At 42.1% G+C, this 16,599-nt stretch carries 11 protein-coding genes; 4 read left to right on the top strand and 7 right to left on the bottom strand.

Annotation, left to right across the window (positions count from 1 at the left end; genetic code table 11):
- Positions 1-3 precede the first annotated feature (3 nt).
- From recF to A9267_RS07620, 3 genes are all read left to right on the top strand, one after another.
- Positions 4-1,086 (top strand): DNA replication/repair protein RecF, encoded by a 1,083-nt coding sequence (recF, locus tag A9267_RS07630; RefSeq protein WP_065108806.1) that lies wholly within the window; start codon positions 4-6, stop codon positions 1,084-1,086.
- Between the two features lie 15 nt (positions 1,087-1,101).
- Positions 1,102-3,519, top strand: a complete 2,418-nt coding sequence (gene gyrB / locus A9267_RS07625) for a DNA topoisomerase (ATP-hydrolyzing) subunit B (RefSeq protein WP_065108805.1) — start codon at positions 1,102-1,104, stop codon at positions 3,517-3,519.
- 107 nt (positions 3,520-3,626) lie between these two features.
- A complete protein-coding gene (locus A9267_RS07620) occupies positions 3,627-4,709 on the top strand; it encodes an HDOD domain-containing protein (RefSeq protein ID WP_065108804.1) in 1,083 nt (360 codons plus the stop codon).
- Positions 4,710-4,803: 94 nt separating this feature from the next.
- Here A9267_RS07620 and glyS read toward each other — a convergent pair whose 3' ends face one another.
- Together glyS and glyQ are read right to left on the bottom strand one after the other, a co-directional pair.
- Positions 4,804-6,873 carry a glycine--tRNA ligase subunit beta gene (gene glyS, locus A9267_RS07615; RefSeq protein ID WP_065108803.1) on the bottom strand — a complete coding sequence of 690 codons (2,070 nt, stop codon included), beginning with the start codon at positions 6,871-6,873 and terminating at the stop codon, positions 4,804-4,806.
- Between the two features lie 10 nt (positions 6,874-6,883).
- A complete protein-coding gene (gene glyQ / locus A9267_RS07610) occupies positions 6,884-7,789 on the bottom strand; it encodes a glycine--tRNA ligase subunit alpha (RefSeq protein ID WP_055025482.1) in 906 nt (301 codons plus the stop codon).
- A gap of 120 nt (positions 7,790-7,909) precedes the next feature.
- Between glyQ and A9267_RS07605 the strand changes: the two genes are divergently transcribed.
- Positions 7,910-8,470 (top strand): DNA-3-methyladenine glycosylase I, encoded by a 561-nt coding sequence (locus tag A9267_RS07605; RefSeq protein ID WP_065108802.1) that lies wholly within the window; start codon positions 7,910-7,912, stop codon positions 8,468-8,470.
- A gap of 74 nt (positions 8,471-8,544) precedes the next feature.
- Here the strand turns inward: A9267_RS07605 and A9267_RS07600 are convergent, their stop codons facing one another.
- The 5 genes from A9267_RS07600 to fadB all read right to left on the bottom strand — a co-directional run bounded on the left by A9267_RS07600 (position 8,545) and on the right by fadB (position 16,399).
- Positions 8,545-11,733, bottom strand: a complete 3,189-nt coding sequence (locus tag A9267_RS07600; protein ID WP_065108801.1) for an amidohydrolase family protein — start codon at positions 11,731-11,733, stop codon at positions 8,545-8,547.
- Positions 11,734-12,157: 424 nt separating this feature from the next.
- Positions 12,158-12,598, bottom strand: coding sequence for an MOSC domain-containing protein (locus tag A9267_RS07595; protein WP_055025485.1), 441 nt, complete (start codon positions 12,596-12,598; stop codon positions 12,158-12,160).
- 2 nt (positions 12,599-12,600) lie between these two features.
- A complete protein-coding gene (gene tusA, locus A9267_RS07590; RefSeq protein ID WP_055025486.1) occupies positions 12,601-12,846 on the bottom strand; it encodes a sulfurtransferase TusA in 246 nt (81 codons plus the stop codon).
- A 207-nt stretch (positions 12,847-13,053) separates the two neighbouring features.
- Positions 13,054-14,223: an acetyl-CoA C-acyltransferase FadA gene (gene fadA / locus A9267_RS07585; protein WP_065108800.1), complete on the bottom strand. Its 1,170-nt coding sequence runs from the start codon at positions 14,221-14,223 to the stop codon at positions 13,054-13,056.
- 22 nt (positions 14,224-14,245) lie between these two features.
- A complete protein-coding gene (fadB, locus tag A9267_RS07580; protein ID WP_065108799.1) occupies positions 14,246-16,399 on the bottom strand; it encodes a fatty acid oxidation complex subunit alpha FadB in 2,154 nt (717 codons plus the stop codon).
- Positions 16,400-16,599 lie beyond the last annotated feature (200 nt).

Raw genomic sequence — 16,599 nt, 5'->3', positions numbered from 1 at the left:
CCCATGAGTTTAGCCCGTCTTAATATTGCCAACTTTCGCAATATCCTTTCTGCGTCATTGCAACCTGAATCAGGATTAAACTTGATTTATGGAGAAAACGGCAGTGGAAAAACCAGTATATTGGAGGCGATTTATTTTTTAGGCATGGGGCGTTCGTTTCGTAGTCACTTATCCCAAAGAGTGATCAATATTGAACAGGATAACCTTACTTTATTTGCACAACTTGAGATGCAAACCGGTGAGGCGAAATTAGGCTTAAGGCGATTTCGCAATGGCGATATTGATGTCAAATTAGATGGCGATAAAGTGAAGCGTTTATCTGTTTTGGCAGAAACTTTACCGATTCAAGTTATCACGCCAGAAAGTTTTTCATTACTTTTTGAAGGGCCAAAAGCACGTCGACAATTTATCGATTGGGGCGCGTTTCACTCTGATGCGAGTTTCTATCAAGCATGGGTGAATACAAGACGGATTTTAAAGCAAAGAAATCAACTCCTTAGAGATGGTTCTTCTTATGCAACAATTCAATTTTGGGATAAGGAATTGGTGCGGTATGCTGAACAAGTTACTTCGATACGAAATCAATATGTAGACTCGTTAAATGAGCTACTTAAGGGTATAATCGGAGAGTTTTTACCACGAGTTGATATAAAGGTTTCTTTTACTCGTGGCTGGGATAGCAAAACGGATTTTGCTGAGTTACTCGAAACTCAATATCACAGAGATTTATCTTCGGGAAATACGGGTAGTGGACCGCATAAAGCGGACTTGAGATTGCGTGTAGGCAACTTACCTGTGCAGGATGCATTATCCCGAGGACAGTTAAAATTATTAGTCTGTGCACTGCGCATTGCACAAGGCAAGTTGCTTCAAGAACAACAGAACAAGCATAGTATTTACCTTGTGGATGATCTTCCATCTGAGTTGGATGCACAACATAGGCAACTATTGCTAAAACAGTTAACCGAAACCGGTGCACAAATTTTTGTCACAGCGATTGATCCTGTAGCAATAGTCGATTCGCTGGCAAGCCCGCCAAGTAAGATGTTTCATGTGGAACATGGGCAAGTCACGGTAGTTGAATAAAAACGAGAGAGAAATATGTCAGAGAATAGTTATGATTCTTCGAGTATTAAGGTATTAAAAGGCCTTGATGCAGTTCGTAAGAGACCAGGGATGTACATCGGTGATACAGACGATGGTACAGGTCTTCATCACATGGTATTCGAAGTGGTCGATAACTCTATCGATGAAGCCTTAGCTGGCCACTGTAATGACATTACTATTACCATTCATGCTGATGGCTCTGTGTCAGTACAGGATGATGGCCGTGGTATTCCTGTTGAGGTTCATGAAGAAGAGGGTGTTTCTGCTGCTGAAGTTATTATGACCGTACTTCATGCCGGTGGTAAGTTTGATGATAACTCTTATAAAGTATCAGGCGGCTTGCACGGTGTAGGTGTGTCGGTAGTAAACGCACTGTCTGAAAAACTGCAAATGACCATTCGTCGTAATGGTAAGGTTTACGAACAGTTTTATACAATGGGCGTACCTGAAACTCCTATCACACCTGTCGGTGATTCAGATAAAACGGGTACCTCTATCCGTTTTTGGCCTAGCCCAGAAACCTTCTCTGATACCCTGTTCCATTTTGATATTCTTGCCAAACGTGTGCGTGAATTATCATTCTTAAACTCAGGTGTTGGTATTCGTCTTGTTGATGAACGCGATGAGCGAAATGAGTTCTTCAAATACGATGGTGGTATCAGCGCATTCGTTGATTACCTAAACCGTAACAAAACCCCAATCAACAAAGATGTTTTCCATTTCACCCAAGAGCGTGAAGATGGCATTACTGTTGAAGTGGCAATGCAATGGAACGATGGTTACCAAGAAAGCATTTTCTGTTTCACAAACAACATTCCACAACGTGATGGTGGTACTCACTTAGCGGGTTTCCGTGGTGCATTAACACGTAACTTAAATAACTACATGGAGCGAGAAGGCTTCAATAAAAAAGGCAAAACCAATGCTACGGGTGACGATGCTCGTGAAGGTTTAACTGCGGTTATTTCAGTTAAAGTGCCAGATCCTAAATTTAGCTCGCAAACCAAAGACAAGTTGGTTTCTAGTGAAGTGAAAGGCGCGGTAGAACAAACAATGGGTGAGCAGTTAAATGACTACCTATTAGAAAATCCAGTCGATGCTAAGTTAATTGTAGGCAAAATCGTTGATGCAGCGCGAGCTCGTGAAGCCGCTCGTAAAGCCCGTGAAATGACTCGTCGTAAAGGCGCATTAGATTTAGGTGGCCTGCCAGGTAAACTTGCAGATTGCCAAGAGAAAGACCCTGGTCTTTCTGAAATATACATAGTGGAAGGGGACTCTGCTGGCGGTTCAGCCAAGCAGGGACGTAACCGTAAAAACCAAGCGATTCTTCCACTTAAAGGTAAAATCTTAAACGTTGAAAAAGCGCGCTTTGATAAAATGTTATCTTCACAGGAAGTTGCCACACTGATTACTGCATTAGGTTGTGGTATTGGCCGTGACGATTACGACCCTGAGAAAACACGCTACCATAACATCATCATCATGACCGATGCTGACGTCGACGGCTCGCACATTCGTACGCTGTTGTTGACCTTCTTCTTCCGTCAAATGCCTGAGCTTATTGAGCGTGGTTACATTTACATTGCTCAACCACCTTTATTCAAAGTGAAAAAAGGTAAGCAAGAGCAATACCTGAAAGATGAACCTGCGTTGACAGAATATTTAACGACTCAAGCGTTAGATGGTACTCATATTTATCCAGCGCCAGGTGCGCCAGGTATGTCTGGTGAACCATTAGAGCGTTTAGTAAGTCAGTACCGTGAAGTTGAAACGATTATTGAGCGTCTTGCTAAGCGCTACCCTGAGTCAATTACCAATCGTATGATCCATCATCCTGGCATTAGTAATGAAATGCTTGCTGATGAAGGGCAAATGAAGCAGTGGTGTGATGCATTCGTCGCTGACTTAATTGAAATTGAATCTGACGGTGTGATTTACAGCATTGAACCTGTATTAGATCCAGAACGTCAAGTTTACTTACCGAGCTTAACGATCCGTAAGCATGGTATTGATACTAACTACCTATTTAGTTACGACTTCTTCCAATCTAACGATTACGCACTTATTGCCAAATTAGGCAAAGCGTTAGACGGTATGATTGAAGAAGGTGGTTACATCAAGCGTGGCGAACGCATGAAAGAAGTTGAGAGCTTCATTGAAGCGCTTGATTGGACGATGTCTGAAGCGAAACGTGGTTTATACATTCAACGTTATAAAGGATTGGGTGAGATGAACCCTGAGCAGTTGTGGGAAACCACAATGGATCCTGAAACTCGTCGTATGCTACGAGTGACTATTGAAGATGCTGTCGGTGCGGATCAATTATTTACGACCTTGATGGGCGATCAAGTTGAGCCTCGTCGTGACTTTATTGAAACCAACGCATTAAACGTTGCTAACCTAGACGTATAATGCGTCTGTGTTAAATTAAATGGGTGCCAAGTGGCACCCATTTTTAGTTTTAACCCTTTTAAATCTGCTTTTTCCAATGCTGTTACCTGTCTAAGTGGTATTTTGTTATGTTTAAAAAGCTATTTTATAAGTTGTTTAATGTTCGTCCGACCCAAGAGGTCAATGCGGCTAAATCATTAGACAGTCAACAATCTGTATTATTAAAACGTTCAGCTAATGCCCAAGTTGCGTCTAGGCCAAAACAAGCTCGTCCTCAGCAAACTTCTGAGCAAGCCTCCGTTACCGTGCCGACAAGTGTTCTTGATGCTGGTGCACTGTTTTATAGTTTGTTATTTCCATCAAGTAGCCAAGATACTGGTGCAATGGCAAATGACTTAGAGCGCAGTGTGCTGGCTAAAATTGAACAGGCTTTTACAGCGCCGCAAGCGATTGCTGAAAAGGTGCTTAAACTGCCTAGTCGATTATCAGAAGTGGACAGACAAATAGCCCAATCAGATGTCGATACCAAGTCTTTGCTTCTGCTGATAGAGCAAGATCCGGTATTGAGTATTGAAGTATTGAAGCTGTGTAATTCGAGTGCTTTCAAACGTTCTGATAAGCAAATCACCAGCTTGCAACAAGCTGTTGTGCAGATTGGTTTAAGCCAATTACAACTATTTGTACGAACAAGCTTAATGAAGGAAATGATTAACATTAAGCCTATTTATTTCAGACGCTTTGGCGCTGAAATTTGGCGCCACTCTATGCAGGTTGCATTTTTGGCTAATGAACTTGCAGAACATGATGGCGATACGGCATTCTTTTTAGGCTTACTACATGATGTTGGCAAAATAGCCATTTTTAAAATGATGATTGAAGCGTTTCGACAAGCTGAACCTGGTGAGCAGCCTAGTTCGGTATTGTTCAAACAAGTCATGACGACCAAGTCATTAGGACTCAGCGCATTGCTTGTTAAATATTGGCAATTGCCCGCTGAATTTGAAGTGCCGTTAACCCAATTGGCTAACTGTCATCACAAACCAACAGATAGCATGGCTTTGATTATATGGCGTGCCAATATCATTAGTGAATGTTCGATGCTTAAACAGGCGGATAAGTTGACAGAGCAGGCGCAGGCACAGTTGCTTTCTCAAGTCGCTATTAGCCATGATGAGTTTGAGTTACTGCATCAAAAGTTAATCACTCTATAATGTAACTTTAGTTGGATTTTCGTTTAATCTACACTGACGTTAGCCATAAAAAACGCGCCTTAAGGCGCGTTTTTTTGTGATGACTCAGATATCATTATTGTAATAATGAAATATCAGCGGCATGTAAGAATTGCTCACGTAGACTATTAAGAAGTGCTAAACGGTTATTCTTAAGTGCTGCATCATCTGCCATAACCATTACATCTTCGAAGAAGGTATCAACGCTTTCACGTAGGCTCGCTAATAATGCGAGTGCTTCTTGGTAGTTTGCTGCTGCAAATAATGGTGCCAGCTGTGGCTGAAGCTCAGTCAGTTTATCTGCTAATGCTTTTTCAGCACTTTCGACTAATAGGCTTGAATCGATATTGGTTGGGATTTCTCCTTCAACCTTAGCCAAGATATTCGATACACGCTTGTTCGCTGCCGCAAGCGCTGAGGCTTGCTCTAGGGTTCTAAAGTGAGCCACAGCTTTGATGCGACTTTCAAAATCTGCCGGTGCGGTTGGTTTACGTGCGAGAACAGCTAGGATCACGTCAACACCCACGCCTTGATCTTGATACCATGCACGGAAACGGCCCATAAAGAACTCAAGAACTTGCTCTGATACCTTGTCATTAGTGAGGTTTTCACCGTGTAACTCTTTAGCTTTAGCAATCAAGTCAACTAAATCTAACGGTAAGTTGTTCTCTAAGCAAAGACGTAAAATACCAATAGCAGCACGACGAAGTGCAAATGGATCCGCTGCGCCTTTTGGTGCTTGACCAATACCAAAAATACCGACTAGCGTATCTAGCTTTTCTGCCAGCGCAACACAGATTGAAATCGGTGCCGTTGGTACAGTATCGCCAGAGAACTTAGGCTTGTATTGCTCTGCCAAGGCAACTGCGACAGCTTCTGTTTCGCCATCTAAGCGGGCGTAATGCATACCCATAGTGCCTTGAAGGTCGGTAAACTCCATTACCATGTTCGTCATCAAGTCAGACTTTGACAGTAGACCTGCGCGAGCAGCCTCTTCACTGTTTGCACCTATGCTATTGGCAATGTAGCCAGCCATTGCAGAAATACGCTCAACACGGGCTTTAATCGTGCCCAACTGTTTTTGGAAAACAACAGACTCTAAGCTGGCTAAACGCGTTTCTAATGACTCTTTTTTATCTGTTTCAAAGAAGAACTCTGCATCAGCAAGGCGAGGACGAACTACTTTTTCGTTACCTGAAATAATCTGCTGAGGATCTTTAGATTCGATGTTCGTTACGAAGATAAAGTTAGGCAACAACTGACCTGCATCATCAAATACTGGGAAGTATTTCTGGTCGCCTTTCATGGTGTAAACCAAGGCTTCAGCTGGGACATCTAAGAATTTTTCTTCAAAGCTTGCTGTTAACACAACAGGCCATTCAACCAATGCAGTGACTTCTTCAAGTAAATCATCTTCAAGCTCAGCAATACCACCAATCTCTTTTGCGGCAGCTTCAGCATTTAGCTTGATGATATCCTTACGACGTTGGTAATCAGCTAAGACTTTACCTTCAGTTTCTAATTGCGAGAGGTAGTTATCAGCGTGTTCTAGCTCAAAAGTATCAACACCCATGAAACGATGACCACGAATAGTGCGAGCTGATTCGATACCTAACAATTCACCAGGAACGAGTTCATCACCTAACAGCATGGTGACAGTATGAACTGGGCGGATAAATTGTGTTGTATTACTACCCCAACGCATTGGCTTAGGGATAGGTAATTTATCTAATGACTTTTGTGCCATTGCAGCAATTAAAGACTTGGTTTCAACACCAACCACTTTAGCTTGGTGTAATAACCATTCGCCTTTGTCTGTTTTAAGACGGTCAGCTTGTTCAACAGTAATGCCGTTACCACGAGCCCAGCCCATAGCGGCTTTCGTTGGGTTACCTTCAGCATCAAATGCTTGAGCGACGGCAGGTCCGCGTTTCTCAACCACTTTGTCAGCTTGAGCAACAGCAAGTTGTTCAACACTAATTGCCAAACGGCGAGGGGCTGCATACCAAGTTGCATTGGTAAATGCTAACTCTGCCTTGGTCAGTTCTTCGGTGAAATTAGCGAGAAATGATTCAGCTAATTTACGTAATGCCTTTGGTGGTAATTCTTCTGTACCCACTTCAATGAGTAAGTTTTTAACGTTCATTTTTCTACCTCTACTTACACATTGGGAAACCAAGCGCTTCACGTGCTTGGTAATAAGATTCTGCAACACCTTTAGCCATAGTACGAACACGCAAAATATAACGTTGGCGTTCAGTTACTGAGATAGCGTGGCGAGCATCAAGTAAGTTAAATGCGTGTGAGGCCTTCATCACTTGTTCATAAGCAGGTAGCGGTAGTGGCTTTTCTAGTGCTAATAATTTCTGGCAAGCCGCTTCACAATCTTCAAACTGTTTAAATAAGACTTCAACATCAGCATGTTCGAAGTTATATGTAGATTGTTCAACTTCATTTTGGTGGAAGATATCGCCGTACATGACTTTGCCCATAGGGCCRTCAGTCCAAACAAGATCGTAAACACTGTCTACTTCTTGAATGTACATTGCTAGACGTTCTAAACCGTAAGTAATTTCGCCCGTTACAGGTTTACACTCTAGGCCACCTACTTGCTGGAAATAAGTAAATTGTGATACTTCCATGCCGTTTAGCCATACTTCCCAACCAAGGCCCCAAGCACCAAGAGTCGGTGATTCCCAGTTATCTTCAACAAAACGAACGTCATGAACGCCCATATCAACGCCAAGAGCTTCTAAAGAGCCAAGGTATAATTCTTGGATATTACTCGGAGAAGGCTTTAGCACGACTTGGTATTGGTAATAATGCTGCAGACGGTTAGGGTTTTCACCGTAACGGCCATCGGTAGGTCGGCGACATGGTTGCACATAAGCACTGCTCATTGGCTCTGGGCCTAATGAACGTAAAAATGTCATTGGGTGGAATGTTCCGGCACCCACTTCCATGTCCAATGGTTGAACGATTGCGCAACCTTGCTGCGCCCAGTATTCCTGCAGGGTCATAATGAAGCCCTGGAATGTCTTTACGTCGTGTTTCGTCGTCATGTCCGCTTATCTACTGGTTGAGGCTAAAAATAGAAAATGGTTTTGATTATACCTTGTAGATTAAGGCATATGTAGGTTATTTTTTAACGTAGAGATTAAAAATTTAAAAGGGCCTTATAAATGGATTTAAAACGTTGTGCTTGGTTGAGTGATGATCCGCTTTATGTTGACTATCACGACAATGTTTGGGGAAGGCCTGTTTATGATCCTATTGAGCTTTTTGAAAAGCTATGTCTTGATGGTCAACAGGCAGGGTTATCTTGGATCACTATTTTAAAAAAACAGCATAATTACCAAGCATTATTTGCCAATTTTGACCCTAAGATTATTGCTACTTTTGACGACGAGAAAGTAGAACAACTGCTGTTAAATCCAGGAATTGTTAGAAATCGTTTAAAAGTAAATTCAATTATTCGAAATGCTAAAGCCTATTTAGCTTTCGTCGAATCCGGGAATGACTTTTCAACATTCCTTTGGGACTTTGTCGGTGGACAACCTAAAGTGAATCATTTTAGCTCTATGTCAGACGTGCCTGCGCAAACGCCAGAATCAGAAGCAATGTCAAAAGCATTAAAAAAATTAGGCTTTAACTTTGTTGGCCCAACAATTTGTTATGCTTTCATGCAAGCGGTAGGAATGGTCAACGACCATACAACAGATTGTTTTCGTTATGGAAAATAATTAATTGTTGTTATTGCCGAAATTAAAAAGGGATGTTCCACGTGGAACATCCCTTTTTTTATGACATAACGTACTTACTTTGTGTCTTCAAAGAAAAACGGTTTACGTTCTTGTTCATCACCATTTAACAGGTTCATGGTTTCTGAGTTGTAAAGCTTGCCATTCGCCATGGTATAAGTGACTTTGTCTGTAACTCTAATGTCGGTTAAAGGGTCGCCATCAATAACGATGATATCTGCCAATTTACCGGCTTTAATCGAACCAAGTTGATGATCCATTCCAAAGGTTTTGGCAGGGTTGATGGTTGCTGTTTTAAGTACATCCATATTGCTCATACCGCCTTGAGCGAACATCCACATTTCCCAATGTGCAGCTAAACCTTCGCGTTGACCGTGTGCTCCAATATTTGGCTGGATACCAATATCATTTAGCTCATTTGCTACGCGAGCAACATTGAAATGATTGTAATGCGCATCTGGTGCCTTGGTGCGTCGCATAGAACGAGCATTCAAAATATCACTAGGTACATACATACTTAGACGGGGATGAGCCCATACGTCAGTTTTGTCATACCAGTAATGTTCACCTGATATTCCGCCGTAAGCAACAACAAGTGTTGGGGTATAAGCCACTTCTGTTTGCCCCCAGAATTGCTTGATGTCACTGTAAATTGAACCTGTTGGTAATGAATGTTCAATCGTTGTGTGACCATCAGCAATCATCGATAAGTTATGCTGTAATAAACTACCGCCTTCAGGCACCACCATCATTTCTAATTCACGTGCAGCTTGGATTACTTGCTGACGTTGATTACGACGAGGTTGGTTATAGCTTTTAACACTGAAAGCGCCGACTTTTTTCAGACGCTCTAAATGAAATTTCGCATCATCTAACGAGTCTACGTGTGAGGTATAACCTGGTGCATTTGCACCATATAAAATAGTACCCGTAGAGAAAATTCGTGGCCCTACAATATTGCCTGCTTTTTGTTGTTCTGATGCAGCAAATATTTCTGTTGTGTCATTCGATGGGTCATGTATTGCGGTGACACCTAGCGAAAGACCTGAGTAAAGTTGCCAGTTTTGTTGTGGAATGATTTCATCATCAGCTTGAGAACCGTGAGCGTGAGCATCAAATAAGCCAGGCATTAATGTTTTGCCCTTAATATCGATCACTTGAGCGCCACTTGGAATATTTGTCTTTGCATCACCAACAGTCACAATTTTGTTGTCTTTAACGATAACAACGCCATTGTCTATGACTTCGTCATTTTCCATAGTGATAATTTTGCCACCGACAAAAGCGACTGTTCCACGTGGAACATCTGCTTTTTGAGTGAAACCAATTGAGGTTACTGTTGGTTTGCTTTCATCATCAGTTTTGGCGTATTGGGTATCGACTTTTGCTTGATAAAGTTCAGGGCCAAGAGTCCAATAAAGTTCACTATTATCTGCGTTCCAACTGATACTTTCACCAGCCCGAGCACTAAGTTGTGTGACAGGTAAGTTAGTCGCTTTAGGGCTAATACGTACTGTTTCACCGTGTTTTGCAAAAGGGGTGACATATACACGAAAACGTTCTGCAAATGCTAAGTGTTCGCCGTTAGGCGATACTCTAAATTCTGTTGCATGCTCACTGGTGTAATGGGTACGTTTTTCGAAACCATCTAAGCTGATTGATGCGAATTCAGGTGTTTCACCATGATCCATAAAGAATACACGATTATTATCACTGCCAAATTGTGGTTGGTACCCATTAGCTGTGATTTTAACATTGTTCTTTTTCTTTAAGTCGACTTTATACAAGCCAGGCTCTTGAGACCAAGTACGAGGCGTGACATAACCACCTTTAGCTTTGCGGTACACAACGACTTTACCATCAGGAGAAAAGGTCGGTTCAACATACTTACCAGGCTCTTTTGTCAGTGTTTTACTTCTTCCGCCTTTTGCGCTGACAATGCTCACCGTTCCTTGGTCTTGATCATTCCAAGTGGTAAACACGATATTTTTGCCGTCTCTTGACCACTGCGGGAATAACTCATTAATATCGTCGTCTAGGCGAGTTAAGCGTTTTTGTTTACCGTCTTCAATATCACGGATCCACAATTTCCCTAAAGCTTCGAACACCACTTTTTCACCATTAGGAGAAACTTGAGCCATTCGTAACATTTTTACGTCGAAATTGTCTTGGTCTAAGTTTTGTGTAAAACGAACTGAAGGCTGAACATCTAATTCAGTTTTGACCGTAAAAGGAATATTCTTTACTTCCTTATCATCAATGCTCAGTTTATTGATTTTACCTTTAGCCCAGAATACGATTTCTTCATTATCTTGAGTCCATGACATTGTTGGGTAAACACCATGAATTGCCCAAGTTTCTTGCATATCACGATCGAGATTGTCGTATAACTTAGTGTGCTCACCTGACTTTAAATCTAATAAATACAATGTAGATTGAAAACCGTCACGCTTAATGTAAGCCAGTTTGGTACCATCTGGGCTTGGAGTCGGTCTAATTGCGCCACCAGTGCCTTCAATTAATACTTCAATATCACCGGTTTGAGTATCGTAGCGCTTAATTTTATAAATGCCCTTTACCGAATCTTTTGAGTAGTGGAATGTTTTGCCTGGGGTAGCATCTTGGCTGAAATAGATATAGCGACCATCAGGAGAGTATGCCGGCTCGCCTAAGTCTTTTTGATCATTAGGGCGTTCAGTTAACTTAACACCTTCACCACCGGCAACGTGGTACATCCATACTTCACCGGCTCCCAAACTACGACTAGCGGTAAAGTGCTTTCGAGCAACTAAATATTGCGAGTCTGGGCTCCATGCTGGGCTGTTTAATAAACGAAAGGTTTCTGACGTAACAGGGCGTGGATTACTACCGTCAGCATCCATTACCCAAATGTTGTCACCACCATCTTCATCAGATGTAAAGGCAATTGATTTACCATCAGGGCTATACACTGGCTGCATTTGCCAAGCGATACCTGAAACTATTTTCTTGGCTTCTCCACCAGAAATTGGCATTTGATAAATATCACCAAGTAAATCGAACACGATGGTTTTTCCGTCAGGAGACACACTGACGTTCATCCAAGTACCTTCAGCAACATCAATTTTTACTTTTTCAAGCGGGGCATTTTCTGGCGCATTAACTTGCCATTTAGCTGTATCTTCTGATGCATTAACTGCAAGTGATGCACTGGCCAGACTAAGTGCAATAGCGGTATACAATGGTTTTATTTTTGAGGTAAACATGCACAATCCATTATTATGATTATCGTTATTGATCGGAGTTACACTTTTATCAATCAAGTGTTGTTTGCGAGTTATAAAACTGATGATATTTATCGCATAAATTAAGCAAGAACTAAACATTTATTCTGTTTCAATTGATGACAGAAAAAGCTGATTATTGGATTGAAATAAGTTTGCAGAAAGTCGGGGGTATTAATGGTGATAACGGTAAAAAATGTTTAAAGAGTAACAAAACGAATTTGCGTAAACATGTTTGAATACGGTTAGTTAACTCATTATGTATAAAGAATAAATGGAGGGGAATAAGTATAAGTAAGCTTACTTAACTGGTTAATATGATTTTGGTTTTTTATAAAATCGAAAACCGCAGGTTAAGTGCGGTGATCATGTACCAATTATCAAAAATACATTACAGCTGAATCCGTTATGCAATAACCACAGGATCTTCTGTTTGAATTAATCCTTCCGTAACGACCTTGCAAGTTACTCCGCCGCGCCAGTGTGGTGACAAGGCTTGTTCTAAACCGGGCTGAGCTATTTCCATTTTAGCGCATGGATCGGTTTCACCAGTTATAACTAGAGAAACGTGCTCACCAATCGAAATGGTTTTACCTACATCGGCAGCACTAAATTCATGACCATCAATTAATAGATTAGCTCGACGGGTAAGCCAGTCTAAATTAACGTTGATTTCTTGGCATGCCGTTTTCCATTGCTCTATCGACATTACGGTTACTTGGCGCTTGCTTGGCCGACCAAAGACATCGTTTTCTACACCACGAAGCAAACTCACATTCGCGCAAAAAACGGGCTTCATTGGGCCTTTTTTTACCGTTTTGTATGCGATAGCTTGTAGTGTAGACATGATTAAAGTCCTTTTCTGATCATATATTTATAAGGTGTCTGATTTGTGTCACTTGCAATAAGAGTGTGATCCATAAACTCACAAAAACTTGGAATATCTCTGGTTGTTGCTGGGTCGTCAGCGGTAATAAGTAATGTTTCACCTTCAGCCATTTTACGGACTGTCTTACGGATCATCATGACAGGTTCAGGACAACGTAAACCTAATGCATCTAAATGATGCTGCGCTGTTGAAAATATTTCGCTCATACCCACTCTTATATACGACAGACTAACAATAATTGCGCTAATTTTACTCTGCTGAGTTACTGTTGCAAGGGCTTAACCTTAGCTTTATTAGTAAATCGTGAACTAGTACCCATTGTTCCACGTGGAACACGTGTCGTGCTTGCAATAAAAAAAGCCGTACTTCTGTTCAAAGTACGGCTTTTTACACAATTATTATATCAGCAGAGGTTAGCTTTCTACGCGCTCAAAAATAGTCGCAATACCTTGGCCTAAACCAATACACATGGTTGCTAAACCATATTTAGCATCTTTAGCTTCCATTAAGTTAATTAAAGTCGTTGAGATACGTGTACCAGAGCAGCCTAATGGGTGGCCTAATGCAATTGCACCGCCGTTTAAGTTAACTTTCTCGTCAACCACATCGGTTAGCCCTAAGTCTTTAACACATGGAAGAGACTGAGCTGCGAATGCTTCATTTAGCTCAATTACATCCATATCATCTACAGTTAAACCTGCACGCTTAAGCGCTTTTTTAGTTGCAGGAACAGGACCGTAACCCATGATTGCTGCATCACAACCAGCAACAGCCATTGAACGGATACGAGCACGAATAGGCAAACCTAACGCTTTGGCTTTTTCTTCTTCCATAACTAACATTGCGGAAGCGCCATCAGATAAGGCTGAAGAAGTACCCGCTGTTACAGTTCCGTTAGCTGGATCAAAAGCTGGGCGTAAACCTGATAAAGACTCAAGTGAAGTTTCTGGACGGATGACTTCATCGTGGCTTACTTTAATCAAAGCGCCATTAGCATCATGACCTTCAATTGGCACAATTTCATTGTCAAATCGACCTTCAACTGTTGCTTCGTGTGCACGTTGGTGTGAACGCACTGCAAAAGCGTCTTGCTGTTCACGGGTGATGCCATGCATTTTTCCAAGCATTTCAGCTGTTAAGCCCATCATGCCTGAGGCTTTAGCTACATTGCTCGCAAGGCCTGGATGGAAGTCAACACCGTGGTTCATTGGTACGTGACCCATATGTTCAACACCACCTACGATAAAGGTATCGCCTTGGCCAGTCATGATGGCACGTGCAGCTTGATGTAACGCATCCATTGATGAACCACATAAACGATTCACCGTTACAGCTCCTGCTGTTTTAGGTATGCCAGCTAATAAGGCTGCATTACGTGCAATATTAAAGCCTTGCTCCAATGTTTGTTGCACACAACCCCAAATGACATCTTCGATCTCGTTCGGGTCAAGCTGGCTGTTGCGGCTTAATAGTGATTTCATTAGTTCTGCAGAAAGGGTTTCTGCACGTACATTTCTGAATACTCCAGCCTTTGAACGGCCCATTGGAGTACGAATGCAGTCGACGATTACAGCGTTTTTCATGATGATATTCCTTTACTGCTTATTAGGCTGCTGGGTAGTAAGTGCCGTTATTGGCTGCAAGCTCACGCATTGCATCAGTCACTTGATATAGGCCACCTAAGTGCGCAAATTTATCTGCCATAGCAACAAAATTAGCAACACCCATTGTGTCTAAGTAACGGAATACACCACCTCTGAATGGTGGGAAACCAATACCGTAAACTAAGCCCATATCGCCTTCAGCAGGAGAAGCAATAATGCCTTCTTCTAAACAACGAACTGTTTCGATAACCATTGGGATCATACAACGTGCGATAATCTCATCAGATTCGAAATCTTTAAGCTCACCAAATTCTTTACCAAGCAGTTCATAGCTAGTTGGGTCCAAATCTTTCTTAGGTTTACCACGACGGTCAACAGAGTAAGAGTAGAAACCTTTAGTATTCTTCTGACCAAAGCGTTCACTCTCAAACATAATGTCGATAGCGTCTTTGCCATTTTTACCCATGCGATCAGGGAAACCTTCAGCCATAACGGCTTGTGCATGGTGTCCAGTATCAAGACCGACAACGTCAAGCAAGTAAGCAGGGCCCATTGGCCAGCCAAACTGTTTCTCCATGACTTTATCTACTTTGGCAAAGTCAGCACCGTCAGCGAGTAAGCCACTGAACCCTGCAAAGTAAGGGAATAACACACGGTTAACGAAGAAACCTGGGCAGTCATTAACGACAATCGGGGTTTTACCCATTTTGCTGGCGTAAGCGACGACAGAAGCAATGGTTTCTTCAGAGCTGTTTTCACCACGAATAACTTCAACCAATGGCATTTTGTGCACAGGGTTAAAGAAGTGCATGCCACAGAAACGTTCAGGTTTCTTCATGCTTTTAGCCAGTAAGTTTATTGAAATTGTAGAAGTGTTAGAGGCGATGATGGCATCGTCTGCTACGTGTCCTTCTACTTCTGCTAATACTGACGCTTTAACTTTTGGATGTTCAACTACAGCTTCAACGACGACGTCAGCATCTTTAATTGGTGCGTAATCTAAAGCTGGAGTGATGTTGTTTAATACTGCAGCCATTTTAGCTGGAGTAGAGCGGCCACGTTTAACCYGAGCAGTTAACAATTTAGCGGCTTCGCCGAGTCCTAAATCAAGTGCAGGTTGGGCAATATCTTTCATGACGATAGGCGTACCTTTACTGGCACTTTGGTAAGCAATACCACCGCCCATAATACCAGCGCCAAGTACAGCCGCACTGTCGACGTTTTTAGCCAGTTTGCCTGCTTTCTTTGCTTTGCCTTTAACAAATTGGTCATTTAAGAATATACCAATTAACGCAGTGGCTACTTCAGTTTTCGCAAGCTTGATAAAGGCTTGGTTTTCAACCTTCAATGCTTCTGCGCGATCAAGTGTTGCAGCTTGCTCTATGACACTAACAGCCATCATAGGTGCAGGATAGTGTTTACCTGCCACTTTGAATACCATGCCTTTTGCTGTTGCGAATGACATCATCGCTTCAACTTTTGGTAAGGTCAGTGGTTTTAGTTTGCGGTTACGACGAGACTGCCAATCTAACTTTTCGGCAATAGCGTCTTTTAGCATTTGAAGCGCTGCTGCCTCTAAATTCTCGGGTGCAACAACGGCGTCAACGGCGCCAACTTTCAAAGCTGCGTCTGGGCGTTGATCTTTACCTGTGGTAATCCACTCAAGGGCGTTATCTGCACCGATTACACGTGGTAAACGCACTGTGCCACCAAAGCCAGGAATTAACCCAAGTTTGGTTTCTGGTAAACCAATACGAGCATTGGTGTCAGCAATACGTAAATCAGTAGCAAGTATGGCTTCACAACCACCACCAAGTGCAAACCCGTTAACTGCAGATGCTGTTGGGAACGGTAGATCTTCTAGCTTATCAAACACGGCACTGGCTTGTTCAACCCAGCTAAGTAATGTGGCGTCATCCAGTTTGAATAACCCTAGAAACTCAGTGATATCTGCACCGACAATAAAGGTACTTTTACCTGATGTGAGTAATAAACCTTGGATGCTAGCATCTTGTTTAATGCTCTCAAGAGCTGCATCTAATGAAGAAAGAGTTTCTTTATCGAATTTGTTTACCGAGCCTGGTGCGTTAAAGCACAACTTGGCAATGTTATCCTCTAATAACTCTACTTGAATTGTAGGACTTTGGTAGATCATTGCTTGCTTCCTTTTTGCTAAAAGCGACTTCCACATCACAATTACTGTGTTGTTATCTAGCTTTGTTTCACAGCAGCGACGGCCATCATTTGACCAGTTGCCAAACAGTGTGCGACGAAATGAAATAAATTACAACACCCAATTTAAACGTCCGTTTAAATATTTATCTGCTAGAGGCCATTTTGTCCTTTGTGATACAC

Source organism: Shewanella sp. UCD-FRSSP16_17, from assembly GCF_001675935.1.
GTDB lineage: Bacteria > Pseudomonadota > Gammaproteobacteria > Enterobacterales > Shewanellaceae > Shewanella > Shewanella japonica.
Note: the sequence above shows the minus strand (reverse complement) of the source record. Positions and strands in the feature narration are given on the sequence as shown.